This window comes from Streptomyces sp. Y309 (assembly GCF_056712025.1).
On record NZ_CM160048.1, the window covers coordinates 8,699,433 to 8,723,250 of the forward strand.

Consider the following 23,818-nt stretch of genomic DNA (forward strand, 5'->3'; position numbering starts at 1 on the left):
TGTCCGGTGAGCGCCGGAGGGCGTACGCATGCGCGAACCCTTTCTATGCTGACCCCATGAGGCGGACATCCTTTGCCAACTGGCCCTGCTCCATCGCGCGCACCATGGATCTGCTCGGCGACTGGTGGACGCCGCTCGTGCTGCGTGAGGCGTTCTACGGAGTCACGCGGTTCGACATGTTCCAGCAGGAGCTGGGCATCGCGCGCAACACCCTCGCCGACCGCCTGCGGCGCCTCGTCGACGAGGGCCTCATGGAGAAGCGCCCGTACCAGAGCGAACCGGTGCGCCACGACTACGTACTCACCGAGAAGGGCCGCGACTTCTTCGGTGTCCTCGCCGCCATGAACAGCTGGGGCAACCGCTGGCTCAGCGGCGACGACGGCGCACCGGTCGTCTTCCGCCACGAGCCGTGCGGCCACGACAGCACCGCCGAGGTGGTGTGCGCGCACTGCAAGGAGCCGATGACCTCCGAGGACACCCGCCCCCGGATGGGCCCTGGCTTCCCGTCCCGCCTGGCCGAACGGGCCGAGGTGCGCAAGAGGTTCGCCTAGGGGGTGGCGTTGAAGTTCAGTCGAGCCGGTCGAGGTAGTGCAGGACCGCGAGGACGCGCCGGTGCTGGGAGTCGGTTCGGGGCAGGCCGAGCTTGTCGAAGATCGCGGCGGTGTGCTTCTCCACCGCCCGGCGGGAGACGCCGAGTGTGTCCGCGATGGCCGCGTTGGTGCGGCCCTCGGCCATGGCGGACAGCACCTCGCGTTCCCGTCCGGTGAGCGGGGCCAGTGCCTCGGCCGTGCGGCGCGCGGCCAGGAGTTGGGTGACCACCTCCGGATCGAGCGCCGTGCCGCCGTCCGCGACCCGGTGCAGCGCGTCGACGAACTCGTCGATGTCCACGACGCGTTCCTTGAGCAGATAGCCGAGTCCGGCGAGGCCGCCGGCCGCGAGCCGGTCGGCGTATCGGGTCTCGACGTACTGCGAGAAGAGCAGCACGCCGAGGTCCGGATGGCGCTCGCGGAGTTCCAGCGCGGCGCGCAGGCCGTCGTCGCGGTGGGTCGGCGGCATCCGGATGTCGGCGACCACGGCGTCCGGGCGCTGCTCCTCGACGGCGGCGACCAGGGCCCCGGCGTCGCCGACGGCGGCGACCACGTCCAAGCCGCGGTCGCGCAGGAGCTGCACCAGGCCCTCGCGGACGACGGCCGCGTCCTCGGCGACGACGACCCGCAGCGGTGCGGTGGGTGGCATGCACTCTCCCCTGGTTACGGGATTCACCGTGCCCCCGTCAGGACGTCCGACTTGGGGTCGGACCCGCTGCGGGGAAAGGCAGTTCGACGGTGATGGTGGTGGGGCCGCCATCGGGGCTGACGATCAGCAGCCGTCCGTCCACCGTACTGATCCGCTCGGCGAGGCCGGCGAGCCCGGTTCCGCCGGCGCCCCGTGTCGCGCTGTGCAGGCCCAGGTGCGCGCCACCTCGGCCGTCGTCCCGGACGGTGAGCCGGAGTACGGCTCCGGCGGGCGCGGTCTCGATGCGCGCCCCGATCCGGACGGCGGTGGCTCCGGAGTGCCGGGCGGCGTTGGCGAGCAGCTCGGCCGCGCAGAAGTAGGCGATCGACTCGATCGCCTCCGGCGGCCGCAGGGGAAGCTCGGTCTCCGCCGTGGCCGGGATCCCGGCCCGTGCGGCCAGGGTCTCCAGGGCCACGTCGAGACCGTCGTCGAGGGCCGGCGGGTGGATGCCGCGGATGAGTTCGCGCAGTTCGCCGATCGCGGTCCTGGACTCGGCGAGCGCGGTGTCCACCAGCTCGCGCCCGGAGGCGAGTTCGGGCTCCGCACCGGGCACCCGGGCGAGGCGCTCGCGTGCCCGGGCGAGCGTCATCGCCACCGCGATCATCCGCGCCTGGGCGCCGTCGTGCAGGTCGCGCTCGATCCGGCGGAGGGTGGCGGCGGAGTCCTGCACGGCGAGCGCGCGGGTGTCCTCCAGAACGTGGACGCGGGCCTCAAGGCGGCCGGGCCCGAGCAGGGCCCGGGCCATCGGCCGGACGGCCAGGTCGAGCAGCGCCCGGGTGCACCAGGTGGCGAGCGCCATCGGCAGGAGACCGGCCAGGCCGGTCAGCAGCGCGGCCGGCCAGTTGTCGAGCTGGACGCCGCCGAAGCCGAGTCCGAGACCGCGCCGGCCGTCGTCCGACGGGACCAGCCACCACCAGAGCGGATAGGTCAGCGTGATGAGTCCGTACAGGCGAATCGTCACGAGCATCAGCAGCAGGAGTGCCGCGACCGGCAGGAAGGCGAGGGTGAAGGCGGCGGAGCGCCAGCCGTCGGTGTCACTCAGCGCGGCACGGGCGCGTGCCAGCGGCCCGCCGCTGGAGCGAGGCCGGCGGGGCGGTGGCTGGATCCGCTCGCCCAGGAGTCCGCCGAGCAGCGCGCGGTGCACGGCCCCGGCGCCGCGCGCCGCGAACGGTACGGCGACCAACAGCACCGGGCCGACCAGGACGACCGCCCCGAGCAGACCCGAGGCGAGCAAGAGCAGCAGCACGGTCCCGCAGAAGATCCCGGGCAGCGGTGCGAGCAGCGCGTACGCGGCCTCGCGCGGCGTGCCGAGAGCCATGCGGAGCAGGCCCCGCGTCAGCCGTCGCGTCCGTGGGCGCCGCTGCGCCGAGCCATCGGGCGCCGCCCCGCCGCCGGTCTCGAAGCCGCGCCCGCCGCCGGTGCCGGGAGCCCGCTCGGCGGGGGTGTCGGACTCGGCGGGGGTGTCGGAGGCGGGCTCGGAGGGGGTGTCCGAGGTGGGCTCGGCGGGCCGAGGGCGGTCAGGGGGTTGCTGGTGGGGTGGGGGGTTCATGGTCGTCTCTCTCGGCGTGGCACGCCGCCTCGAAGCGGCTCTCATTGTCACCGACCGCTCTCCTGGAGGGCCGTCAATTGCTGTGGCGGGTCAGGCCGTCCATCGGCCGCACCCGCAGCATCCGCAGCAGGGGCGCACCCGAGGAGAGTCCGACCAGCACCGCCCCGCACAGCGCGACAGCGAGCCAGGCCCAGCCCGGCACCCCGCTCAGCGGCGTTCCGACACGGGCGCCGAGCGGCAGCATCACCGCGCAGCCCACGGCCACCCCCGCGCCGACCCCGGCCACCGTGACGATCGCGCCTTCGGTCGCGATCATCCGGACGATCTGCCGCCGCTCCGCGCCGACCGCGCGCAGCAGCGAGAACTCGCGCAGCCGCTCCAGGGTCACCATCACCAGGGTGTTGGCGGCGACCAGTCCGGCGAAGCCGACGTACAGCAGCGTGCCGAAGACCTCACCCCAGTCCCCGGACCCTTCCCCGGATCCGGTGAACGAGGACAACTTGGCCACCCCGAACGCCGTGACCAGCGCGACCGGGGTGATCGCCGCGGACAGCCGGCGCGCCCTCGCCCGCGTGCCGGCCTCCGCCAGCTCCCCGGGCGCCCCGCCGAACGCCCGCAGCAGAGGGGCGCACAGCGCGATCGTGCACCGCCCGATCCACGGCCCGGCGAGGCCGATCGCGATCAGGTAGGCGAACACGACCACCGGGATCACCTCGCCCGCGTCCTCGGCCGGGCCCACGGCCGCGACCACGGTCACCACGACCGCACCGGCCAGGGCGACCAGGGACGCCAACCCCCGTACCCTGCCCGCTCGTTCACCGCCCTGGACCAGGGACTCGGCGAGCGCCGCCGACGGCCGGGCACGGGACGCCCGCCAGCCCCCGATCAGACCGCCGAGCTGCGCGCAGACCAGCAGCACCGCGCCCGTGGTGACCGGCGACTGCCACCCGAGACGGAAGGAGACACCGGCCGGGGCCATGCCGTGCGCGACCAGGCCGTCCAGCCAGCAGCGGCCGAGCAGCGCCCCGAGCCCGTATCCGACGGGCAGCGCGGCGAGCGCGGCACCGAGCGCCTCGACGGCGACCATCCTGCGGACCTGCTTGGGCTCGGCGCCGATCGCGCGCAGCAGGGCGCTCTCCCGCCGGCGCTGAGCCACCGCAAGCGCCATCACCTGGCCGATCACGAAGATGCCCAGATACGCCATCATCTGGCTGAAGGCGATGCCCATGTCGGAGAGCTCGGCGAGCTGTGCGCGGGCGGCCGCATCGGCCCCCGGCGGCGCGGTCGACGCCGAGACCGTCAGCGCGACGCACGCGGTGACCACGGTCGCGGTGAGCACAAGCGCCGCGAACGTACCCGCCAGGGCGGACGGGCGGGAGCGGACGGCCGCGGTGGCCAGACCGGTGGGACGCAGGACGCTCATCGGACCTGCCCCTCCGCTGCCGCGGCGGCGCGCGCGACGCTGTTCGGGGCGACGGTTGCGGCGGTCGCGTCGACGGTTTCGGCGTTCGTGGCGAGGGTTGCGGCGTTCGCGGCGTCGGTTTCGGCCCCGCTGTCCTGGACAAGGCGTCCCTGGACAAGCCGCCCCTGGGCGAGCCGCAGCACCCGGTCCGCCCGGGCCGTCACCGCGGGATCGTGCGTGACCACCACGACGGTCGCCCCCTGCTGGTCCACCGCCTCGCGCAGCAGGTTCAGGATCTCGGCGCCGGTCTCCTGGTCGAGGGACCCGGTCGGCTCGTCGGCGAAGACCACCTCGGGCTCGGTGATCAGGGCCCGGGCGATGGCCACCCGCTGCTGCTGCCCGCCCGAGAGCTCGCCGGGACGGGCGTCCGCACGTCCGTCCAGGCCGACCCGGGCCAGCAACTCCCGCGCGCGGGCCGGATCGCGGCGCCGCCCGTCGAGCCGGAGCGGCAGCAGCACGTTCTGCTGCACGGTGAGCGCGGGCAGCAGATTGAACGACTGGAAGACGAACCCGACATGTGCACGCCGCAGCCGGGACAGGCCGCGCTCCGTCATCTCGCTGATCACCCGGCCGCCGAGGCGCACCACCCCGGAGGTGGGCCGGTCAAGACCCGCGGCGCACTGCAGAAACGTCGACTTGCCCGAGCCGGACGGGCCGATCACAGCAGTGAGCGAGTGCCGTGGCACCTGGACGTCCACCTCGCACAACGCGTGCACCGCACGCTCACCGCTGCCGTAGGACCGGCTGACTCGCTCCAGCTCAAGCACGTTGTTCATGCCATCGACGCTACGAATTCGCAGCTCAGAGCCACAATGGCGCGCTCCCCCGGAAAAGGGGGTTCGGTTCTTCCGAACCCCGCACGATGAACTTACGTCCGGCTCGTTCGCCTCTCCTCGTGGGCCTCGACGAAAGGGCACAGGCATGTCTTCGGCCATGCGTAAGACGACGAAATCTCCGGTGGTACGGCGACTGGCCGCCGCGGCCGTCGCGTTGGGCAGCTGCCTGGCGCTCACCGGCCCGGCGGGAAGCGCCGACGCGGCGCCCGCCGACCCCGTACCGGCCGTCTTCTGGGGACGAACCGGCCGCCAAGTGCGGCGAGTTCCTCGCGTCCGGGGACGGAAAGCAGTGGCTGGACGATCAGTTCGAGCGGGTCGGATGGGACCTGGAGGAGATGTTCGAACGCATCAGGTACTTCGCCCCCGACGCGGAGCCCGTCCTGGTCGGCTACCCCCGGCTCGTGCCCGAGGACACGAAGAAGTGCCTGACCCCGGCGCCCGGTCAGACCGAGCTGCCGCTCGCCGACATCCCGAAGGACGCCATGCCCGTCTTGGACCAGATCCAGAAGCGGCTGGACGACACGATGAAGAAGGCCGTCGCGGACGCCGGTGCCGACTTCGTGGACTTTTACGACCACACCGGGAACAACACGGCGTGCGACGGCGTCAACCGGGGCATCGGGGGCCTGCTGGAGAACTCCCAGATCGGCAGCGGCGACCAGTGGCTCCCGTGGTACGCGCACCCCAATGAGAGGGGCCGCGACATCCAGGTCGAGCGCGTGGCCGACAAGGTCGAGCAGGTCCTCAACCGGTAAGGGGCACACAGCTCCCTGCTGAGGCCGGCCGCACCGGCTCACGCCGGTGGCAGCGACCGCCGTGCCGGTGCGCAGTCCGGTGGCCCCGGTGCTACGGGTGCGGCAGGCCGTCAGCCATTCGAAAGTGTTCCCGCAGGAGCTCGGACCTCGCGAGTACCTTCGCGACTTGCGGGTAGTCCCGTCGCACTCTGCGGGCGTACCGTGCGCAGAGTTCCCTTCTCTTCCCAGGGTCGTTGTGCAGGAGGGACTTCGCGTTCCACAGGTGGGTGAATGTCGTGTTCTTCCGTCCGGACCACAGCTCGGCCCCCGTGTAGTCACGAAGGAACGAACCGATGCGCACGCCGCTCGCCTTGGCGCACATGGGCAGCAGCCGCTGCTCCGCGAAGATCGGGTGTGCGGGCACCGACCCGTCGGGCTCCGACCGGACGGGGTTGCCCGCCATGAACGACAGCGCCCGGTCGGCGTATTCATCCTTGAACGCGTCTTTGGTGAAGAGAAGCAGCGCGGCGCTGCAAGGAGCGACCGACCAGTCGAGGCCGCTCCAGTCGAATCCGGGTGGTGCGACGAGGCGGTCCCGGCCGACGTAGGCGGCGAAGCCGAGTGACTCCTCGTGCAGGCTCATCACTTCCGCGGTGACGAGCTGCCGGATGCCGTCCCAGACGATGAGGTCGATGTCCATGACGCAGCACGGCGCTGTCTCCTGCCGCAGAGCCACGATCTTCCCGAAGGACCAGAAGACGCCGCCGTTGATCGTCTGAGACGCCGACTCCAGGAGTCGGGCATCGACCCCGCCGTCCCAGAGGTCCAGAAGTCCGAGCCGGTCGTAGAACTCCTGGCCCGCAGGATCCGTATAGAGCCGGATCACTCCGTTGTGCCGACGCCACTCCAGGGCCGACAGGACGGTCGTGAGGACCTCGAAGTCCTCCTGCCGGTAGGGGGAGCCTTTGGCCCGCGAGACGTAGTAATTCGTGGTCGGCCGGGTGGAAACGACGTGGATCGCCTTCACGACAGGTACTGCCGGATGCTGGGCATGTGACGCAGCATTCCTACGAGTTCGGGGTAGTCGCGGCGGATCCGGGTCACGCACCGCCGACAGAATGACTCCCGGCAGTCCGGGTCGCTCTTGAGCGCGTCCTTGTACGCCCAGACGTGGGTGACCAGTCGGTTCCTCGCACCGTCGGCCATCGTCTCGCTGTTGAGCTCGGGCCTGGGCCAGTCGAGGAAGTACGCCGGTCGCACCCCCAGTCTCAGCGCGCACATCGGCAGCAGCCGCTGGGCCACGAACACGTCGTGGACCGGCAGACGGCTCTCGGCCTCCTGCCGGATCGGGTTCCCCAGGATGAACTCCATCGCCTTGTCATGGAACGTCTCGGTGAGCCGGTCGGCCGCGTAGTACGTCAGCGAGGCGTTGCACGGGGGCGCCTCCCAGTCCCACTCCTCCCAGACGTAACCCGTGGGCGTGCTCAACTCGCACCGGGGTCGGTACACACCGTGGTGCAGGGGTTCCTGGTGCAGTGCCATGAACTCCGAGGTGATCAGGGTGTCGAGCGCTCCCCAGACGACGAGGTCCGTGTCCAGCGAGACGAAGGGTGCCGCCTCTGCCCGGAGGGCCGCGACGCGTCCGGCCGTCCAGAACACGTCGTGGTTGATGGAGGCGGGCAGCGATTCCAGCACGTCCGTGTCGATTCCGCCCTCCCACAGTTCCGTCATGCCGAGGCGCCGGTAGTACGCCTCCCCGACACGGTCGGTGTACAGCTTGATCGGGCCGTTGAAGCGGCGCCAGGCGGCCGCCGAGAGGATGGTCGTGAGGAGTTCGAAGTCCTCCACCTCGTAGCCGTCGGGGCCCTTCAGCCGCCCCAGGTACGGCACGGACGGCAAGGTGGAGTTGACGTGGATGGCCTTCATCCGGCGTCAGAGCTGCGGGCGGCCGGTGAGCCGGTTGACGACCTCTGCCAACTGGGCCAAGGCCGGGCGGACGCTCGGGGGAACCATCGAGGCGCGCAGCACGAACGGGACCTGCCCCCGGTCGATCCTCATCGCCACCTCGTCGCCCTCCGGAGGATCCTCGTCCTCGACCGGGAACCACAACGTGATCCGGGCGTTCGCCGACGTGATGGCGACCGAACCGACGAGCGAGTCTGGAACGTACCCCTCGTCCGCGTTCGACGGGAGCTCCATCAGGGACTCGACGTCCAAGTGCCGAGCCAGGGCCGCCAGTTCCTCGGGGCGAATCGCCTCCGAGAACCGTTCGTCGACGTCCCGCAGCTCGTCCACCTGGGTCACCTCGGCCTCGCCCCCGGAAGGGACCGAAGCCCGGAAATCGACCCGCTGTCCCGGGCAGCCGCCGGAGATGTACAGGTCGATCGTCACGTCGTCGGCGGCAGCGCCCTCTTGATCGCCCTTCGGCCCGCCGGCCAGCCGTGCGACCGCGGCCTTCATGCGCTCGACGTCGGGCCGCGTAAAGGATTCGATGGTTACCCTCATGTCGTCCTCGTCCTCGTCGTGAAGCGGTCGGGCCTAGATGAGATCCAGGCCGATCGAGAAGACCTCGGCCGCGAGCGGCGCCGAGACACAGATCCGGTTGACGTGGCGCTGCAGCGCCGGTCCGGTGTTGTTGTCCATGACCGTTCCCGTGTTGACGGGGTTGCGGCTCGGGCAGCGGGTGTCGGAGTACTCGTCCGGATTGCCGAGCATGTGGCCGAACTCGTGCGCGGCGACGTCGCCGCTGTCGGACGTGTCCCACGTCGTCATGTCGGTCTGGGCAGGGCCTTGGCGCACCCGGACGACGTGGTGCGGGCTGGAGGTCACCCACTGCACGTCAACAGTGATGACAGAGCTGCCGTAGGGCCCGGCGCAGACGAAGTGGTTGCTCCACTTGTTCTCGATGCCGGTCTCCCACGTCTGGCGCAGCGTCGCCATCGTGGCGGGCGGGATCCCCGCGTCGGGGTTGAGCTGGATCCGTACCGTGACGGCGGTGCAGTTCTGGAAGTACGCGGCGTTCCAGGCGAAAATGCACTCGGACACCCGGAATCCGCGCTGGCCGACGTAGGGGCAGGGGCCCGCGAGGGCCTCGGGGCCTTCGGCGGGCTCGGGGGCATTGTGCGACACGACGACTCCCTTCGCCGCCACCGGATCGGGAGCGACAGGCTGGGAAGCGGATGAGGGTGAGGGTGCGGACCTCGGCCGGGGCGGCCCCGACGAGCCGGACGCGCCGGGCGTGAGGTAATCGCTGTACTCCGGCAGCGGATCGACGCCGTAGAACGCGTCGGTCCTCCGGGTCAGATCCAGGAACTCGGCGAAGAGGCTCGGGGAATAGGGAACCGAGTCGATCCGGTGGAGGACGTTTCGCGCGTACGCCCGCGCGTTGTTCGCCTTGAAGTCGAACGCGTCCGACGGTGTCGCCCCACCCGCGTCGCCCAGCGCGCGCAGAAAGCCCTCGATGCGCTCGCGCGCCAACTGCCGGAGCTCGGGCGGCAGCGTGGAGATCCGGTGGACCGCCGGCACCGTGGCGATGTAGCTGGAAATCGAGTCGGCGTCGGCGAACTCCCCCGACAGGACCATCGCGTAGTACGCGGGCAGGTCGAACAGGTTGAGGTTGGTGATCGTGTTGTGCAGGTTGACGGTCGTGTTGGGCAGGGACTTGATCTCCGTGAAGTGGCGGAACACGTCGTCGAAGTCGCTGTGCATGCGCACGTATTCTGTCGTCCGCCGCGTGCCGTCGAGGCTGATGTTGAAATGAACGTGCCGGAATCGCGACAGGTGCGGGCGGATGTCGACCTTTCCCGAGGTCAGCGTGGAACCGTTCGAAATGATCTCCACGGACACGTCGTTCGACAGCTCGCTGAGCACGTCCAGGAAACGGGGCTCGTTGATGGGATTGCCCCCGTGGAACGTGACGATACGGATCGGGTTCGCCCGGATGAAGCTGATGACCTTGTCGATGTCATTGCGCCGGTACCCGACCGGCTCCACGCCCAGCATTCGGTGGCGATCCGAATTCAGCCGTGTGCTGAGCTTGTCGAAGCACATCCGGCAGCTGTAGGTGCAGAGGTTGCTGAGGGCGATCAACAGATACTGCGTCCGACTGACGTCGCCGGTCGTCTCGTCGTAGGCCTCCGCGACATCCCGCCAGCGGAATTTTTCCTCGTAGTAGTTGTGGACCGTCGGCTGGCGCGTTGCCTCGTCGAGGCATGCGCGGCAGCCCTCCGGCACCTCACCGCGCATGAACTGCCGGCGGGCGAGACGCATCTTTTCACTGTTGACAAGCCCGGACACGTCGTCGACCAAGCCCAGACGACCGGCCTGCGGCCCCTTGTCCTCGCAGCAGATGACCGACTCGCCATCGGCCCAGATGGCCAGCGAGACGAAGGGGGCGATGCAGAGCGGAGTCCTGTTCTCGGGCTTCTGATTCATCACGGCTCCCGGCGGGTAGCGGATGAAGAACGTCAGCGGTCGGCCGGGGAAACCGAACCAGCCTCGTCGTACGGCATTCTCTCGGAGGAATCCGGGAGTCCGCCATGGGGAATAAGTATCCATAGTTGAAGACCGGCCATACCGCGCGCCACAAGGGCGAGCAGATTCGCTGCCTAACTCGTGGGCAGCGCCTGGGAGATGACTGTTCTCGTCCCGCACTCGCTGATCCTCAGTGCACAATTTTTACGTCCGAAATGGCTCGTTTCCTATTCGGAAGCATTGGGAACAGGAGTGCTATTCAGGTATGCGATTATCGCGGCACGCGGCATAAGTATCCCGCTTCCCTCGCGGGCGAAGAGCTGGGTCTCGCTGGTGGAGTGCGTGCCCATCACGCCGATGCGGAGGGCCTGGGCCAGGGTCACCACAGCATGGGGTCCGTTTCTGGTTCGGGGGCTCCGGGCAGGCCGGGCGGCACGGCCGCGGCGACACCTTGTAGTCCACGTGCGCGGCCTGGTGAGCCACCAGCCAGCTATCGGTGGGGCTTGCTACGGCAGGGGTGGGTGAGGGGCGGTCATGCCGGAGGTCGGCGGAGGGAACCACCCTCCGAGCCCAACCACCGCGACTGACCTTCCGGCGCCGGGTTGGGATCGGGCTGTGCTGTGACCGGCCGCGGGCCCTGGCGTAATTCGCTTGCCCTGGCCGCGGGGCAACGCTGCACTGTGGCCGGACACCACGAGTTGTGGTGCCGGTATGTCGAGGAGGCAGTGGCGGCAATGGAGATTCGTTCCACGACCGATGAGGACTTTGACGTCTTCGTCGACACAGTGCATGCCGCGTTCGGGCGCTTCCCGGAAACCCCGGTCGAGGGCGGCGGGCTGTGGTGGTCGGCGCTCGAAGTGGACCGCTGCCTGCTCGCGCTGACGGCGGACGGGCGGCCTGTCGGCACCGCCGCCGCGCACTCCTTCGAGCTCACCCTGCCCGGTGAGACCCTCGTCCCGGCCGCGGGGGTGACCGCCGTCGGCGTCCTGCCCTCGCACCGGCGCCGGGGCGTGCTCAGCGCGATGATGCGGCATCAGCTCGCCGGGCTGCGGGCCCGCGGGGAGTTCCTGGCCGTGCTGCTGGCCTCGGAGGCCCCGATCTACGGCAGGTTCGGCTACGGTCCTGCGACGTACACGGCGCAGCTGACGGTGCCGCGCCACCAGGCTGCCTTCGCCGTTCCCCGGGCGCGAACAGTGGCCGACGCGCCGGCGATCGGCTCGGACACCGGCTCGGTCGAGGTGCTGCGTCGTGCCGAGTGCGGCGAGATTCTGGAGGAGGTCTACGACCGGTACCGCCGCGTCCAGCCGGGCGCGTTGTCCCGGCCGCACCGCTGGTGGGCCTTGCGCGCGGGCCAGCCCCCGATCTCGCCGGCGCCGCGCTACATCGCCGTGCACCGGGACCGCGACGGCGTCCCGGACGGGTACGCCAGCTACTCGATCGGCGAGCCCCAGACCTTGACGGTCGACGAGACCGTTGCCACCGACGACGCCGTCTTCGCGGCGCTGGCCCGGTTCGTATTCGGACACGACCTGGTCTCTCGCGTCGTGTTCAAGCATGTCCCGCCCGGGCACCCGCTGCGCTGGCAGTTCGCGGACTTCCGCGCCGGTGAGGTGAGCGGTGACACCGACTGGCTCTGGGTGCGGCTGCTTGACGTCCCGCGTGCGCTGACCGCGCGCGGCTGGTTCATGGACGGCGAGCTCGTCCTCGACGTCGAGGACCCGTTCCTTGGCGAGCGCGGCCGCTATCTGCTGACCGTCCGGGACAGCAAGGCCGACTGTGTCCCCACGGACCGGGAGCCCGACCTGTCGCTGGACGTGAGCGACCTGGGCTCGGTCTGCCTCGGCGGCACCGCCCCGAGCACGCTCGTTCGGGCCGGACACATCCGGGCCCACCGCCCGGGCGCGGCCGCCCTCGCGGACGCCCTCTTCCGCGCCGAGCGCTCCCCGCACTGCCTGCACTGGTTCTGACCGCGCTCGCAAGCCTGGACGGGTCGGGCCGACTTGCGGCGCGAGCGGCCCAAAGGGGGATATTCGGTGGTCAACCGAGTACGTGGTTGGCAGGCTTGGGTGATGAACTCCCAGCTCAATGACGTACCGGGCCATTCCTGGCTCGGTACCCCGATCGACGCCCGCCCTCTGTTCGCTCTGGAACACGCCGCGCTGATGGCGACCCTGCGCGGCCTGGCGCCCGCCGACTGGGGTGTGACCGCGGTGCCGGGCTGGACCGTGCGGGATCTCGCCGCCCATGTGCTGGGCGACTGCTATGGGCGCCTTGCCCGTGACCGCGACGGCCACGGTGCGGGGCCCGCCTTCGCGCCGGGGGAGACCCTGGAGGCGTTCATCCACCGCATCAACCAGGAGTGGGTGGACGCATTCTCCCGCGTGAGCCCGGCCGCGCTCACCGACACCCTGGACCTGATCGGCGGGCAGACCGCCCGGTTCTTCGAGGCGACCGACCTCGGATCCCCGTCGCTGGGTGTGTCCTGGGCCGGTGTCGACCCGGCACCGATGTGGCTGGACAGTGCCCGCGACTTCACCGAGTTCTGGGCGCATCGCCAGCAGATCCGCCACGCCATCGGCCAGGACACCGACCCCGATCCGCGGTTCCTGGCCGTGGTCCTCGACACGTTCATGCGGGCCCTGCCGCACACGCTGCGCGAGGTGGACGCACCCCTCGGCACGCAGATCCAGGTGCGGATCGACGGGGCGGCGGGCGGCAGCTGGACAGCCACGGCCACCGGGGATCGCTGGTCGCTGGCCCAACCGGACACCGGGCGTCCGGCGGCGCTGCTCAGCCTGGACACGGAGACCGCCTGGCGCCTGTGCACGCGCGGCATCCAGCCGGCCGACGCGCTGGCCCGCGCCCGCGTCGACGGCGACCGTGAACTGGCCGAAGCCGCTTGCCGGATCGTGTCGATCGTCTACTGACTGCTGGGCGGCGCTAGGTGGCGGGGGTGCCTAGGCAAGGTGGGACCGGATCTCGTCCGCCGCAAGCCGCGCCGCCCGGTCCGCCTCGCCGCCCACCAGACGCGTGCGGGTGAGCGCGAAGGACAGGCCGCGCTCGCGGTCGGCGAAGGCGATGCTGCCGCCGCTGCCGTGGTGACCGAAAGCCGTTCGCTCGCCGCCCATGTCGGGCAGCCCCAAGAAGTAGCCGAGGCCCTTGGTGAACCGGCCGAGCAGCATCTGGTCCTTGCCCTGGACCGCGACCGCGGTGGCCTGCTCCAGGCGCTCCGGTGAGATCAGCCGTACGCCGTCGACCTCACCCAGGAGCGCGGCGTACATCCGCGCGGCGGCGCGGGCGGTCGTGGTGCCGCCCGCCGGGACGTCGGCGAGCAGGAAGCCGCGGCGGTTGGCCAGTTCGGCGGTGGTCCACACGCTCCGGTTCGGTGCGACGAGGCGGCGGAAGGGCACGGGCGGGGGCAGATTCTCCAGCCAGGCCGCCCAGTTGCCCTCCACGAGCGGTGCGACGCGGGGCAGTTCCGCTTCGGGAACGCCGAAGTACAGCTCGTCCGCCACGCCGAGCGGCTCCGTCACGTACGTACGCAGCGCACTGGCCGGAGTCAGGCCGGTGACGCGGCGTACCGGCTCGCCGAGGATCCAGCCGAAGGTCCAGCCGTGGTAGCCGCTGTCCGATCCCGGCTCCCACAGCGGCTTCTGGTCCGCGACGAGCGCGCACATGGTGTCCCAGTCGCACAGCTCGGCCGGGGTGATGCCGGGCGGGAGCTGTGGGATCCCGATCGTGTGGGTCAGGGCGTGGCGGACGGTGGCCCGGTCCTTGCCGTGGGCGCCGAACTCCGGCCAGTAGTGGGCGATCGGGGTGTCGTAGTCGAGCAGGCCCCGCTCGGCGAGTACGTGCACGAGCGTGGCCATGAAGCCCTTGCCGATGGAGAAGCCGTGGACCAGGGTGTCGGGCGCGAGCGGGAGAGGGGCGCCGGGCCCCGGCGTCCGATCCCCGGACGGGGCGTACGTGCCCGCGCAGGAGTCGACGATCTGCTCCCCGCCCACGTACGCGGCGACTTGCAGGCCGCTCTCCGCGCCGGACTCCACGAGCCCCTGGAGGAGGCTGTCGACCCGGGCCCGCACATCCGCACTCTCGTCGCGACTCACCCGGGCATGATGGCACTCAAGGCCGCACCGCCCGGAAGGCCAGGCACACCACGAGCGTGTCGTCCGTGACCGGTGTCCCCTGGTCCGCCCAGTAACGCCGGTGTCCCGCACGCCAGCCGGCGAGGGAGGTGAAACCCTCGCCCTTGGCGTCGGCATGGGCCCAGGTCACCTCGGAGAAGGCCATCATTCCGTTGACTCGCGGCCACATCGTCCTCCGCCCTTCCCCTCACCTCACCCGCGGGTCCGTCGGCGCCGACACCGAGGCGCCGGTTCGGCGGGTGTCGTGGCCGACCTTAGAGGTGCCGGGCCGACAACTCCTTGACACGTAAGTACAGTTGAGCAACTCTGCTGGTCATGGAGTGGACAGGGGTACGTTACGCGGAGGGGCCGACCGTCGAGGTGCGCACCTGGATCGACGCGCCGCCCCAGCGGGTGTGGGCCATCGCGAGCGACATCGCGCGGATGCCGGAGCGGAGCGAAGAGCTGCAGGCCGTGGAATGGCTGGACGGAGCCGTCGCCCCCGTGTGCGGGGCGTGCTTCGCCGGGCACAACAAGCACGAGGCGTTCGGCGAGTGGACCACCGTGTCCCACGTGGTCGAGTGCGAGGCGCCGCGCGTCTTCGTGTGGGCGGTGACCGATCCCGAACACCCCACCGCCACCTGGCGGTTCAGCCTGCGGGAGCGCGACGGCGGCACCGAGCTCTCGCACTGGATGCGGATGGGCCCGGCCCGGTCCGGGGTCTCGCTCGCGATCGAGCGGATGCCGGAGAAGGAACAGAAGATCGTCTTCGTACGGATGCGGGAGCTGGAGCGGGGGATGAGCGCGGCCGTCGAGGCCATCAAGGCGCTCGCGGAGTCGGCGGCCGACAGCGCAGACAGCACCGAGAGTGCCGACAGCGCCGACAGCGCTAGGAGTACGGGCACTCGTACGGGAGGCGGCACCGGTGCCGGAGGCGGCATCGGTGCCGGAGCGGAGCGTGACGCCTGATGCGTACCGCCACCACCATCGAGGCGTCCTGCGGCGACTGGCAGGACACCGTCGCCTACGTCACCGAGGCCGAGAAGCTCGGCATGGACATCTGCTGGGTGGCCGAGGCGTGGGGCGCCGAAGCACCGTCCCCGCTCGGCTACTTGGCGGCCCGGACCGATCGCATGCTGCTCGGCTCCGGCATCATCCAGCTCGCCACCCGCACCCCCGTCGCCATCGCCCGTGCGGCGATCACGCTGTCCAACATCTCCGGCGGCCGGTTCCTGCTCGGCCTCGGCCCGTCCGGGCCGCAGGTCGTCGAAGGGCTGCACGGGGTCCCCTTCGACCGGCCGCTGGCCCGGATGCGGGAGACCGTCGAGATCGTGCGGCAGGCGGCTTCCGGGGAGAAACTGGCATACGAGGGGCGGGAGTTCACCATCCCGCTGCCGGGCGGGGAGGCCAGGCCGATGCGCCTGTCCCTGCGCGCCGAGCACGACCTGCCCGTCTACCTGGCCACGCTCTCGCCCCGCATGCTCCGCCTGACCGGCCGCGTCGCCGACGGCTGGCTCGGCACCAGCTTCGTACCCGAAGGCGCCCAGGCGGCCTACTTCGACCACCTGGACGCCGGACTCGCCGAAGCGGGCAGGCAGCGGGCGGAACTCGACATCTGCCAGGGCGCGGAGGTGGCGTTCGCCGACGACGAGGACGCGCTGCGCGCCCTGGTCGCCGGGCGCAAAAAGGAACTCGCCTTCAGCCTCGGCGGCATGGGTTCGGCGTCCACGAACTTCTACAACGACGCGTACAGCCGCCAGGGCTGGGCCGACGTCGCCGCGGCCGTGCGCGAGCGCTGGCAGGCGGGCGACAGGGACGGTGCCGCGCGCCTGGTCAGCGACGAGATGGTCCTCGCGACGACGCTCATCGGCACCGAGGACATGGTGCGCGAACGGCTGCGGGTGTGGCGGGCGGCGGGTGTCACCACGGTCCGCTTCTACCCGGCCGGTGACACCCTCGACGCGCGCCTCACCACGCTGGGCCGGGCCCTCGACCTCGTACGGGACATGGATCCGGCGCCGGACGGGGATCCCGCACGGGACGTCGTAGACCGGCCGGGCGAGTATCAGGCCGACGGGTCGTAGCCCTCGTAACCCTCGTAGTCGCCCCAGCCGGGGGACTGCGTCACCTGTTCCCACGTCGGCCAGTCCGTCCCCGTCCGCTGGCGCACCAACTCGCCGGGGAGGGTGAACATCGGCGCCTTGCCGGACTTGGCGAGGGCCTGGCCGAGGATGGCGTCGCGCAGCGCGGGGACCGTGTGCAGGCGGGGGAGCACCGCGTGCACGCGGTCGGCGTACCCGTCCGGAAGCTCCTTCGGGCTGCCCGCGACGTCCAGCCGCGCCCCGGCGCTCACCAGCGCGATCTCCGGGCGCTTGCGCAGCGCGATGGTCTCCGTGGTGTGCAGCGCGATGGCGTCCCAGACGACCTCCACGCGGTCGGCCGCCACGCCCTCACGGGTGAGGAACTCGGCCGCGACATCCGCGCCGTCCACCTCGAATCGCTGCTGCCGGTCGCCCTCGGCGCTGAGCCCCGCGTCGTGCAGCACGCAGCCCAGGAAGAGCAGTTCGTCGTCGTAGTCGCGGCCGGGCAGCACCCCGTCCCGCTCGCCGGCATACCGGCCGTAGAGGTAGGTGCGCAGGCTGTGGTTGAAGATCACGGGGGACTCCAGGGAGCGGGCGTGGCGCACCGCCCGCGCGGCCAAGTCGGTCCGGGGAAAGGGGAATGCGTCGTATCCGTCGAACTCGGCGTGTCCGTCGAACTCTTCGTATGCGTCGGACTCGTCGTGCCCGTCGAACTCTTCGTATGCGTGGTCGTCCATGACTGACGATTCTTGAACCGCCCACGGATGTCCGCAATGACGAGAAGCCCACCTATTCTGCCAAGCTATTCCGCCGAGCCCGCGGGGCCGGGATCGTCGGCGAAGTGCGGCAGCACCATCTCGACCAGTGCGGCGACGTCGGCGTCGGCCATCGGCCTGCCCGTCATGCCCATCCGGTGGAGCAGGACACCGACCACGACGTCGATGAAGAACAGGACCCGGTGCTCCGGCTCGCCGAGCGCGTCCTGGAACGCGAGCCGGTACGGGTCCTGCAACCGCGTGGACAGGATCTCGCGCAGGGCCGGGTCGCTGACGGCGTCACTGAACACACCGGCGAACGCGTCGCCCACCCCGGGCTCGGCGATCTTCGCCGCGATCCAGTGGATGATCGAGGTCATGAGCTCGGCGCGACCGGCGCTTTCCAGCGGCGCCGGGCCGAACGCGTCCAGGAGGCAGTCCACGATCAGTTCGCCCTTCGACGGCCAGCGCCGATAGACCGTCGACTTCGCCACCCCGGCTGCGGCGGCGATGCGCTCCACGGTGGCGCGCGCGTAGCCGAGCTCCTCGACCGTGCTCAGCGTCGCCGCGAAGACCGCCGCGTTGAGGCCGGCGCGCGGCCGACCGGGCGGCCTGGAGGAAGTGTGCGACGTCATACCCGCACGATACCTGTTTCCGCTACCTTAGGTATCGATACCGGAAGTCGCGAAACTCTGGGCGAGGGGGAAGACATGAGCGAGGTCACTGCCACGGAGCGGCCGCCGGAGCCGGATTGGCTGGCGATGACAGCCGAGGAACTGATCGCCTACCGCGACGCGGAGAACCGCTTTCGCGCGTCTGCCGCGGCGCGTGCGATCACCGGCGAACCGGATCCCGGCGCCGCGGTGGGGTGGCAGCGGGTGGCGCTGCCCGGCCGCGAGCTCCCGGTCCGGGTGTACCGGCCAGCCGCCGGGCGCGACAGCGAAGCAGGCCCAGGCGGAGCAGGCCGAGGCGAAGCAGGCCCGACCGGCCTGCCGCTCGTGCTCCATGTGCACGGAGGCAGCTTCGTGGGCACGGCGGTGCAGAGTGACTGGGTCAACAGCCATCTCGCCGCCCGACTGCCCGCGGTCGTCGTCTCGGTCGAGCACCGCCTCCTCGACCCGGGAACTCCGCTGTCGGCGGCCGTCGACGACGGCTGGGACGTGCTCCAGCACGTGGTGCGGCATGCCGCGCAGTGGGGCGTCGACCCGGCGCGGACCGCCGTCTTCGGCGAGAGCTGCGGTGGGTTGATCAGCGCCCTGGCGGCGATCCGGGCCCGCGAGTCCGGCCTGCGCCTGCGGGCACAGGTGCTGGTCAACCCCGCCGCCGATATGACCGGGACGATGCTCGAGCACGCCTCGGTCACCCGGCACGCCCACACCCCGACCCTGGCCGTGCCCCAACTGCGCCTGTTCCAGCGGCTCGCCGTGCCACCGGGAACCGACCCTCGCGTACTCTCGCCGCTGTACGCCGACGACCTGAACGAGCTCGCACCGGCGCTCGTGGTGGTCCCGACCCACGACCCCTTGGCCGACCACGGCCGCCGCTACGCCGAACGACTGCAAGAGGCGGGGACACCCACGCGGCTCACCGAATACGCCGGAGCGGGGCACGCGTTCCTGAGCTTGCCGGGCCTGGCACAGCAGGCCGAGGCCGCGCGGGCGGAGATCCTCGAGTTCCTCGGGGCCGCACTCACCGCGTGACCCCCAACAGACACCATGCCCGCAACACACCATTGCCCCAACACACCATGGAGGAAGACAGAGTGAAGCGCATCGGCATCGTAGGGGTGGGCGAGATCGGCCGGGCTCTCGTGGAGGGCCTGTGCGACGGGCCCGGCGAACCGCCTGAGGTGTTCCTGTCCCCCAGGGGAGCGCGCACGGCCGCGGAGCTTTCCTCGCGCTACGAGGGCGTACAGGTCTGCGCCGACAACCAGGACGTGGTGGACCGCTCCGAGGTGGTGATCATCGCCGTACGCGGACAGGACCGGAACGAAGCACTCGCCGGGCTGCGGGTGGACGACGACAAGACGGTGGTCAACGTGATGTCCGGCGTCGCCAACGACGACCTGCGCCGGATACTCGCCACCGACGCCGTGCTGGTACGCGCCATCCCGCTGCCTTCCGTACGCGAACGCCGCTCCGTCACGGTGACGTATCCGTCCCACCCGGTGACGGACGCGCTCTTCGAACTCCTCGGCGGGGCGCAGCCGGTCGCGGACGAAGCGGCCTTCGACGTCTTCTCCGCGCTGACGGGGACGCTGACCACCCACTACGCGTATCTCGCCACGCTCACGTCGTGGGCCGTCGGCCACGGCATCGCCCCCGAGGCCGCCGACCGCTACGTCCGCGGGCTCTTCCAGGGCGTCGGCCGCGCCCTGAGCGACGAGACACGCTCCCTGCACCAGCTCGCCGCCGACCACGAGACCCCGAAGGGCAACAACGAACGCATCCGCACCACATGGTTCGACCCGGCCAACTCACAGGCACTCGACAAGGCTCTCGACGACCTCCTCGCCCACCTTAGGCGGCTCTGAGGCAGCGCTGAAGCAACTCTGAATCAGCACTGGGTCACCGGGTGAAAGGCTCGCACCGGCCCTCACACCCGGACCCCGGTGCAGCCACCCCGTTCAGCCCTCCCCGTTCAGCCCCCCGCTCAGCCCTCCGCGTCACCGACCCGCGCGAACAGTGGCCGCGCCACCGGCAGCCGCCCGTCGACCTCCGCGCACTGCGCCGCCACCCGCGCCGCCGACTCCGGTACGAGGGGCCCGAGTTGATCCGCGAGCGTGCGGCACGCGCCGACCAGTGCCGTGAGTACCCCGTCGAGCCGCTCGCCCGCCTCCCGGTCGCCCGCGCGCTCGGCCTTGGCGAGCGCCCACGGCCGGGTGGCGTCGACACAGCGGTCGGCCTCCTCCACGATCCGCCAGGCGGCGGCCGCCGCCCGCCGGAAGTCGAAGTCCGCCAGGGCGTCGTCGACATGTCCGGACACCTCACGACAGGCGGCCGTAAGCCGTTCCGTGCCCTCGGCCACCCCTGTGCGCCGCTCCGGCACGCGGCCCGCGCGGAAGCGGTGGACCATGGTGACGACCCGGTTGACGAGGTTTCCGAGCCCGCTGGCGAAGTCGGCGTTCGCCCGCGCGACGAGCCGCGCGCGGGTGAAGTCCGCGTCGCCGACGCGCGGCACGTCCCGCAGCAGCCACCAGCGCACCGCGTCGGTGCCGAACTCGGCCACCAGCTCCGCCGGATCGACCGTCGCGCCGGCGGACTTGCTGATCTTGCGGCCGTCGACGGTGAGATAGTCGTGTACGAGGATGTCCGTGGGCAGCGGCAGGCCCGCCGACAGGAGCATGGCCGGCCAGTACACGGCGTGGAAGCGGACGACGCCCTTGCCGACGAGGTGGGTGCGGCGGGTACTGCCGGTCCACCACCGGTCGTACGCGGGGTCGTCGGTGCCGTAGCCGAGGCTGGTGACGTAGTTGCCGAGGGCGTCCCACCAGACGTACACGACCTGCTCCGGGTCGTCCGGCACGGGGATGCCCCAGCCGCGGGCGCGGGTGTGCGAGCGGGACACGGAGAAGTCGCGCAGGCCGCTGTCGATGAGGGCGAGCACCTCGTTGCGGCGGACGGCCGGTTCGACGCGCAGCCGGCCGGAGGAGATCAGTGCGCGCAGGCGGTCCGCGTACCGGGACAGCCGGAAGAACCAGTTCTCCTCGGCGACGAGTTGAGGCTCGGTGCCGTGCTCGCCGCAGCGTCCGTCGACGAGTTCGGCGGGCGTGTAGAACTGCTCGCAGCCCACGCAGTACAGGCCTTCGTAATGCTTGCGGTAGAGGTCACCGGAGGCGGCGCAGCGCCGCCACAGCCGCTCCACGCCGACACGGTGGCGCGGGTCGCGGCTGGTGCGGATGAAGTCGTCGAAGGACAGGGCGAGCGGGCCGCGCATCGCGGCGAACGCCTCGGCGTTGCGGTCCACCAGGTCCTGCACGGGGACGCCTTCGGCGTCCGCCGCCAGCACGTTCTTCAGGGAGTTGTCGTCCGTGCCGGTGAGGAAGCGGACCCGGTCGCCGCGGTGGCGGCGGTGGCGGGCCAGCACGTCCGCCTGGACGAGTTCGAGGGCGAAGCCCAGGTGCGGGCGGGCGTTGACGTACGGGATGGTCGTGGTGACGTACGTGGTACGTGACGTGGCCGGTGCCGGGGGCAGGGGCGTGGTCGGCCGTGTGGTTGGCGGTGTGGTCATGGGAGCCTCCAGGATCTCCAGGGGGAGAGGCGGGGCTCCGCAGCCGTTCGGAACGAGGCCCCGTCTCGGGGCCTCGGACACGCGCGTCCGGAATCAGCGGCCCCGTCGGCGGGGCATCATGGCGACACGGAACTCGGGCGTGATCATGCGGCGATGCTAGCAGCGGGGGCGGCGGCCGGGCCGGGCATTTTCTCGCGGTCCGCGCGGGTTCCCGTGGCCCGCGCAGGGCTCACTACGGCGTCGATTACCTGCCAGACCACAGGCATTCCCTCCTGTTGAACTGACGGGCATACACCCGAACCCCGCCAGGACGGAACCATGCCTCGCGCCTCCACGACCACCCCCGCCACCCCCGCCGCCGAGCACCTCCACGCCCGCTCGACTCCCCGTTCCCCACTGCTCGGTTGGCTCGCCGTCGCGTCCGTCACCGCGGGCATCTTCGCCATCGTCACCGTGGAGATCCTGCCGATCGGTCTGCTGCCGGAGATCGGGCACAGCTTCCGCGTCACGGACGGGACGGCCGGGCTGATGATGACGATGCCCGGCTTCCTCGCCGCGCTGTCCGCGCCGTTGGTGACCACGGCCACGGCCCGCGTGGACCGGCGCACCATGCTGTGCGCCTTCATGGCGCTCCTCGCGGCGGCGAGCTTCCTCGTGGCGGTGGCTCCCGCCTACTGGCTCGTTCTCGTGTCCCGCGTCCTGGTCGGCGTCACCATCGGCGGGTTCTGGTCGATCGGGGCCGGGCTCGCCGGGCGGCTCGTGCCGCGGGAGTCGGTGGGCCGGGCGACGGCGGTGATCTTCTCGGCGGTGCCGCTCGGGTCGGTGCTCGGCGTGCCGGTCGGCACCTTCGTGGGCGACGCCGCGGGGTGGCGAACGGCCTTTGTCGCCCTGGGAGTTCTGTCCGTGGGCGTCTGGGTGGTCATGCTCGTGGTGATCCCCCCGCTGCCGCCGGAAGAGGCACTGCGCGGGTCGGTCCTGCGGGACGCGCTGCATGGCGCCGGCACCCGCTGGGCCCTGCTCGTGACGGCCCTCGTCGTCCTGGCGCACTTCGGCGCCTACACGTACGTGACGCCGTTCCTGCGGCAGGCGACGGACGTGGGCCCGGGACTGGTCACCGTGTTTCTGCTGGCATACGGAGCCGCCGGGATCGTCGGCAACTTCATGGGCGGCGCGGCAGTGGTGCGGCGGCCGCGGGCCGCGTTCGCGGGGGCCGCAGGTCTGATCGCCGTCGCCACCCTGCTGCTGCCCGTCCTCGGGACCCGGCCGGCCGGGGCGGTCGTGCTGCTGGTGGTCTGGGGGATCGCGTACGGGGCCGTGCCGGTCTGCTCGCAGGCCTGGTTCGCCGCGGCGGTGCCCCGCGCTCCGGAGGCGGCATCGGTGCTGTTCACCGCCTCGTTCCAGGCGACGTTCGCGCTCGGTGCGCTCGCGGGCGGCGTGGTGGTCGACGGGGCCTCGCTGTCGGCGGTCATGGTGCTGGGCGGGCTGACGGCCGTGCTCGCGGTGGTGGCGGTGGGACTGCGCGGCCGCAAGGGCTGACACCCAGGGGGAGGCGCTCCCGCCGCGGGACTCCTGGTTCGCTCCGAATCAGCGGCCAGTGTGCTGCAGCAGCGTGCGGAAGGTCACCGACACGCGCCGTCCGCGGGGGACCCGCCCGGTCACGCCGGGGTCGCTCTTGCGCGCGGCGATGGCATGGCGCCAAGTGAAACGGGCCGGACCCGTCATGACCAGCAGGCTGCCCGGCGCGAGCGGCACCGCCAGCTTCGTGCCGTCCTCGGGATGGGTGAAGTCCATCAGGCAGCTGGAGCCCAGCGATATCGCGGCGATGACCGGACCGAAGCACGGCAGGCAGTCGACGTGGGCGCTGATCCCTTGACCCGGCTGGTACTCGTTGACGATGACCTGCTCCGCCTCACGGTCCATCAGGCCCTCTCCCACCAGACGGGCGGCCGCGTCCTGGGCCCATGCCGGAAGCGGTGGCGCGGCTGTCCCCTGGTCGGCGGCCACGCTGCGGCGGCCGTAGTCGTAGCGCTGGCCGTAGTGCTGCACGCGCCGCTTCAGCTGCGCCGACCAGGCCGCGGCGTCAATGTCCGAGAGCAGGGACTCGCAGGCGTCGGGAGTGAGCCAGTCGGCGGCATACCGCAGGCCCGGCACCGTGGCGGGCGGCCGCGGCTGGGGTGCGACATCGATGCCGAGGGAGAGTTGGCCGGAGGTCTCAGACATCTCCGAACAGTAGCCACTCCCGTGCGCGGGGCCACAAGAGTGCTGCAGAGCCGGAGCCCGGGGTGTGCAGGGAACCCCC

General features: G+C 71.3%; 23 protein-coding genes. 9 read left to right on the forward strand and 14 right to left on the reverse strand.

What is annotated here, in order from left to right:
• The first annotated feature begins 56 nt into the window (after window positions 1-56).
• On the forward strand, window positions 57-551 hold the full coding sequence (locus AC0KTA_RS36720; RefSeq protein WP_481052509.1) for a winged helix-turn-helix transcriptional regulator: 495 nt from the start codon (window positions 57-59) through the stop codon (window positions 549-551).
• Window positions 552-567: 16 nt separating this feature from the next.
• On the opposite strand, the gene AC0KTA_RS36725 is transcribed toward AC0KTA_RS36720, so the two are convergent.
• From AC0KTA_RS36725 to AC0KTA_RS36740, 4 genes are all read right to left on the reverse strand, one after another.
• Entirely contained in the window at window positions 568-1,236 is a 669-nt protein-coding gene (locus AC0KTA_RS36725; protein ID WP_481052510.1) for a response regulator, read from the reverse strand.
• A 37-nt stretch (window positions 1,237-1,273) separates the two neighbouring features.
• Window positions 1,274-2,824, reverse strand: coding sequence for a sensor histidine kinase (locus tag AC0KTA_RS36730; RefSeq protein WP_481052511.1), 1,551 nt, complete (start codon window positions 2,822-2,824; stop codon window positions 1,274-1,276).
• Between the two features lie 73 nt (window positions 2,825-2,897).
• Window positions 2,898-4,247, reverse strand: coding sequence for an ABC transporter permease (locus AC0KTA_RS36735; protein WP_481052512.1), 1,350 nt, complete (start codon window positions 4,245-4,247; stop codon window positions 2,898-2,900).
• Complete coding sequence (locus AC0KTA_RS36740) at window positions 4,244-5,062, reverse strand: ABC transporter ATP-binding protein (RefSeq protein ID WP_481052513.1); 819 nt, start codon at window positions 5,060-5,062, stop codon at window positions 4,244-4,246. The genes AC0KTA_RS36735 and AC0KTA_RS36740 overlap by 4 nt, the downstream gene beginning before the upstream one ends.
• Before the next feature lie 395 nt (window positions 5,063-5,457).
• Here AC0KTA_RS36740 and AC0KTA_RS36745 point away from each other — a divergent pair, with 395 nt between their 5' ends.
• Window positions 5,458-5,877 carry an SGNH/GDSL hydrolase family protein gene (locus AC0KTA_RS36745; RefSeq protein ID WP_481052514.1) on the forward strand — a complete coding sequence of 140 codons (420 nt, stop codon included), beginning with the start codon at window positions 5,458-5,460 and terminating at the stop codon, window positions 5,875-5,877.
• A gap of 91 nt (window positions 5,878-5,968) precedes the next feature.
• On the opposite strand, the gene AC0KTA_RS36750 is transcribed toward AC0KTA_RS36745, so the two are convergent.
• The 4 genes from AC0KTA_RS36750 to AC0KTA_RS36765 are packed head-to-tail and all read right to left on the reverse strand — an operon-like array spanning window position 5,969 to window position 10,509.
• Window positions 5,969-6,883 carry a DUF6734 family protein gene (locus AC0KTA_RS36750; protein WP_481052515.1) on the reverse strand — a complete coding sequence of 305 codons (915 nt, stop codon included), beginning with the start codon at window positions 6,881-6,883 and terminating at the stop codon, window positions 5,969-5,971.
• Window positions 6,880-7,782, reverse strand: a complete 903-nt coding sequence (locus AC0KTA_RS36755) for a hypothetical protein (RefSeq protein ID WP_481052516.1) — start codon at window positions 7,780-7,782, stop codon at window positions 6,880-6,882. The genes AC0KTA_RS36750 and AC0KTA_RS36755 overlap by 4 nt, the downstream gene beginning before the upstream one ends.
• Window positions 7,783-7,788: 6 nt before the next feature.
• Window positions 7,789-8,361 carry a hypothetical protein gene (locus AC0KTA_RS36760; RefSeq protein WP_481052517.1) on the reverse strand — a complete coding sequence of 191 codons (573 nt, stop codon included), beginning with the start codon at window positions 8,359-8,361 and terminating at the stop codon, window positions 7,789-7,791.
• A 33-nt stretch (window positions 8,362-8,394) separates the two neighbouring features.
• A complete protein-coding gene (locus tag AC0KTA_RS36765) occupies window positions 8,395-10,509 on the reverse strand; it encodes a twitch domain-containing radical SAM protein (protein ID WP_481052518.1) in 2,115 nt (704 codons plus the stop codon).
• Between the two features lie 554 nt (window positions 10,510-11,063).
• Between AC0KTA_RS36765 and AC0KTA_RS36770 the strand changes: the two genes are divergently transcribed.
• The gene (locus AC0KTA_RS36770) at window positions 11,064-12,296 is read left to right on the forward strand and encodes a GNAT family N-acetyltransferase (RefSeq protein WP_481052519.1); all 1,233 of its coding nucleotides are present in this window, start codon (window positions 11,064-11,066) and stop codon (window positions 12,294-12,296) included.
• Between the two features lie 102 nt (window positions 12,297-12,398).
• Complete coding sequence (locus tag AC0KTA_RS36775; RefSeq protein ID WP_481052520.1) at window positions 12,399-13,256, forward strand: maleylpyruvate isomerase family mycothiol-dependent enzyme; 858 nt, start codon at window positions 12,399-12,401, stop codon at window positions 13,254-13,256.
• Window positions 13,257-13,286: 30 nt separating this feature from the next.
• Here AC0KTA_RS36775 and AC0KTA_RS36780 read toward each other — a convergent pair whose 3' ends face one another.
• The gene (locus tag AC0KTA_RS36780; RefSeq protein ID WP_481052521.1) at window positions 13,287-14,435 is read right to left on the reverse strand and encodes a serine hydrolase domain-containing protein; all 1,149 of its coding nucleotides are present in this window, start codon (window positions 14,433-14,435) and stop codon (window positions 13,287-13,289) included.
• 16 nt (window positions 14,436-14,451) lie between these two features.
• Window positions 14,452-14,643 (reverse strand): ASCH domain-containing protein, encoded by a 192-nt coding sequence (locus AC0KTA_RS36785; protein WP_481052522.1) that lies wholly within the window; start codon window positions 14,641-14,643, stop codon window positions 14,452-14,454.
• Between the two features lie 146 nt (window positions 14,644-14,789).
• Between AC0KTA_RS36785 and AC0KTA_RS36790 the strand changes: the two genes are divergently transcribed.
• Together AC0KTA_RS36790 and AC0KTA_RS36795 are read left to right on the forward strand one after the other, a co-directional pair.
• On the forward strand, window positions 14,790-15,422 hold the full coding sequence (locus tag AC0KTA_RS36790) for an SRPBCC family protein (protein ID WP_481052523.1): 633 nt from the start codon (window positions 14,790-14,792) through the stop codon (window positions 15,420-15,422).
• Window positions 15,422-16,537, forward strand: a complete 1,116-nt coding sequence (locus AC0KTA_RS36795) for an LLM class flavin-dependent oxidoreductase (protein ID WP_481052524.1) — start codon at window positions 15,422-15,424, stop codon at window positions 16,535-16,537. Before AC0KTA_RS36790 ends, AC0KTA_RS36795 begins: the two co-directional genes overlap by 1 nt.
• On the opposite strand, the gene AC0KTA_RS36800 is transcribed toward AC0KTA_RS36795, so the two are convergent.
• Together AC0KTA_RS36800 and AC0KTA_RS36805 are read right to left on the reverse strand one after the other, a co-directional pair.
• Window positions 16,519-17,271, reverse strand: a complete 753-nt coding sequence (locus AC0KTA_RS36800) for an HD domain-containing protein (RefSeq protein WP_481052525.1) — start codon at window positions 17,269-17,271, stop codon at window positions 16,519-16,521. The two genes, AC0KTA_RS36795 and AC0KTA_RS36800, sit on opposite strands and share 19 nt — an antisense overlap.
• A gap of 65 nt (window positions 17,272-17,336) precedes the next feature.
• On the reverse strand, window positions 17,337-17,924 hold the full coding sequence (locus AC0KTA_RS36805; protein ID WP_481052526.1) for a TetR/AcrR family transcriptional regulator: 588 nt from the start codon (window positions 17,922-17,924) through the stop codon (window positions 17,337-17,339).
• A 75-nt stretch (window positions 17,925-17,999) separates the two neighbouring features.
• On the opposite strand from AC0KTA_RS36805, the gene AC0KTA_RS36810 reads away from it, so the two are divergent.
• Together AC0KTA_RS36810 and AC0KTA_RS36815 are read left to right on the forward strand one after the other, a co-directional pair.
• Window positions 18,000-18,989 (forward strand): alpha/beta hydrolase, encoded by a 990-nt coding sequence (locus AC0KTA_RS36810; protein ID WP_481052527.1) that lies wholly within the window; start codon window positions 18,000-18,002, stop codon window positions 18,987-18,989.
• Window positions 18,990-19,036: 47 nt separating this feature from the next.
• Entirely contained in the window at window positions 19,037-19,822 is a 786-nt protein-coding gene (locus AC0KTA_RS36815) for an NAD(P)-binding domain-containing protein (RefSeq protein ID WP_481052528.1), read from the forward strand.
• Window positions 19,823-19,941: 119 nt separating this feature from the next.
• Here AC0KTA_RS36815 and metG read toward each other — a convergent pair whose 3' ends face one another.
• Entirely contained in the window at window positions 19,942-21,519 is a 1,578-nt protein-coding gene (gene metG / locus AC0KTA_RS36820; protein WP_481052529.1) for a methionine--tRNA ligase, read from the reverse strand.
• Window positions 21,520-21,837: 318 nt separating this feature from the next.
• Between metG and AC0KTA_RS36825 the strand changes: the two genes are divergently transcribed.
• The gene (locus AC0KTA_RS36825; protein WP_481052530.1) at window positions 21,838-23,055 is read left to right on the forward strand and encodes an MFS transporter; all 1,218 of its coding nucleotides are present in this window, start codon (window positions 21,838-21,840) and stop codon (window positions 23,053-23,055) included.
• Window positions 23,056-23,103: 48 nt separating this feature from the next.
• Here the strand turns inward: AC0KTA_RS36825 and AC0KTA_RS36830 are convergent, their stop codons facing one another.
• Window positions 23,104-23,739 (reverse strand): alpha-ketoglutarate-dependent dioxygenase AlkB, encoded by a 636-nt coding sequence (locus AC0KTA_RS36830; RefSeq protein ID WP_481052531.1) that lies wholly within the window; start codon window positions 23,737-23,739, stop codon window positions 23,104-23,106.
• Window positions 23,740-23,818: the final 79 nt, after the last annotated feature.

Bases quoted from the DNA above. Each gene is read 5' to 3' on its own strand.
- AC0KTA_RS36745 (WP_481052514.1), top strand. From the start codon at position 5,458: ATGTTCGAACGCATCAGGTACTTCGCCCCCGACGCGGAGCCCGTCCTG.
- AC0KTA_RS36795 (WP_481052524.1), top strand. From the start codon at position 15,422: ATGCGTACCGCCACCACCATCGAGGCGTCCTGCGGCGACTGGCAGGAC.
- AC0KTA_RS36810 (WP_481052527.1), top strand. From the start codon at position 18,000: ATGAGCGAGGTCACTGCCACGGAGCGGCCGCCGGAGCCGGATTGGCTG.
- AC0KTA_RS36800 (WP_481052525.1), bottom strand. From the start codon at position 17,271: ATGGACGACCACGCATACGAAGAGTTCGACGGGCACGACGAGTCCGAC.
- metG (WP_481052529.1), bottom strand. From the start codon at position 21,519: ATGACCACACCGCCAACCACACGGCCGACCACGCCCCTGCCCCCGGCA.
- AC0KTA_RS36805 (WP_481052526.1), bottom strand. From the start codon at position 17,924: ATGACGTCGCACACTTCCTCCAGGCCGCCCGGTCGGCCGCGCGCCGGC.
- AC0KTA_RS36815 (WP_481052528.1), top strand. From the start codon at position 19,037: ATGGAGGAAGACAGAGTGAAGCGCATCGGCATCGTAGGGGTGGGCGAG.
- AC0KTA_RS36775 (WP_481052520.1), top strand. From the start codon at position 12,399: ATGAACTCCCAGCTCAATGACGTACCGGGCCATTCCTGGCTCGGTACC.
- AC0KTA_RS36755 (WP_481052516.1), bottom strand. From the start codon at position 7,782: ATGAAGGCCATCCACGTCAACTCCACCTTGCCGTCCGTGCCGTACCTG.
- AC0KTA_RS36825 (WP_481052530.1), top strand. From the start codon at position 21,838: ATGCCTCGCGCCTCCACGACCACCCCCGCCACCCCCGCCGCCGAGCAC.
- AC0KTA_RS36760 (WP_481052517.1), bottom strand. From the start codon at position 8,361: ATGAGGGTAACCATCGAATCCTTTACGCGGCCCGACGTCGAGCGCATG.
- AC0KTA_RS36730 (WP_481052511.1), bottom strand. From the start codon at position 2,824: ATGAACCCCCCACCCCACCAGCAACCCCCTGACCGCCCTCGGCCCGCC.
- AC0KTA_RS36785 (WP_481052522.1), bottom strand. From the start codon at position 14,643: ATGTGGCCGCGAGTCAACGGAATGATGGCCTTCTCCGAGGTGACCTGG.
- AC0KTA_RS36720 (WP_481052509.1), top strand. From the start codon at position 57: ATGAGGCGGACATCCTTTGCCAACTGGCCCTGCTCCATCGCGCGCACC.
- AC0KTA_RS36740 (WP_481052513.1), bottom strand. From the start codon at position 5,062: ATGAACAACGTGCTTGAGCTGGAGCGAGTCAGCCGGTCCTACGGCAGC.
- AC0KTA_RS36770 (WP_481052519.1), top strand. From the start codon at position 11,064: ATGGAGATTCGTTCCACGACCGATGAGGACTTTGACGTCTTCGTCGAC.
- AC0KTA_RS36830 (WP_481052531.1), bottom strand. From the start codon at position 23,739: ATGTCTGAGACCTCCGGCCAACTCTCCCTCGGCATCGATGTCGCACCC.
- AC0KTA_RS36725 (WP_481052510.1), bottom strand. From the start codon at position 1,236: ATGCCACCCACCGCACCGCTGCGGGTCGTCGTCGCCGAGGACGCGGCC.
- AC0KTA_RS36735 (WP_481052512.1), bottom strand. From the start codon at position 4,247: ATGAGCGTCCTGCGTCCCACCGGTCTGGCCACCGCGGCCGTCCGCTCC.
- AC0KTA_RS36790 (WP_481052523.1), top strand. From the start codon at position 14,790: ATGGAGTGGACAGGGGTACGTTACGCGGAGGGGCCGACCGTCGAGGTG.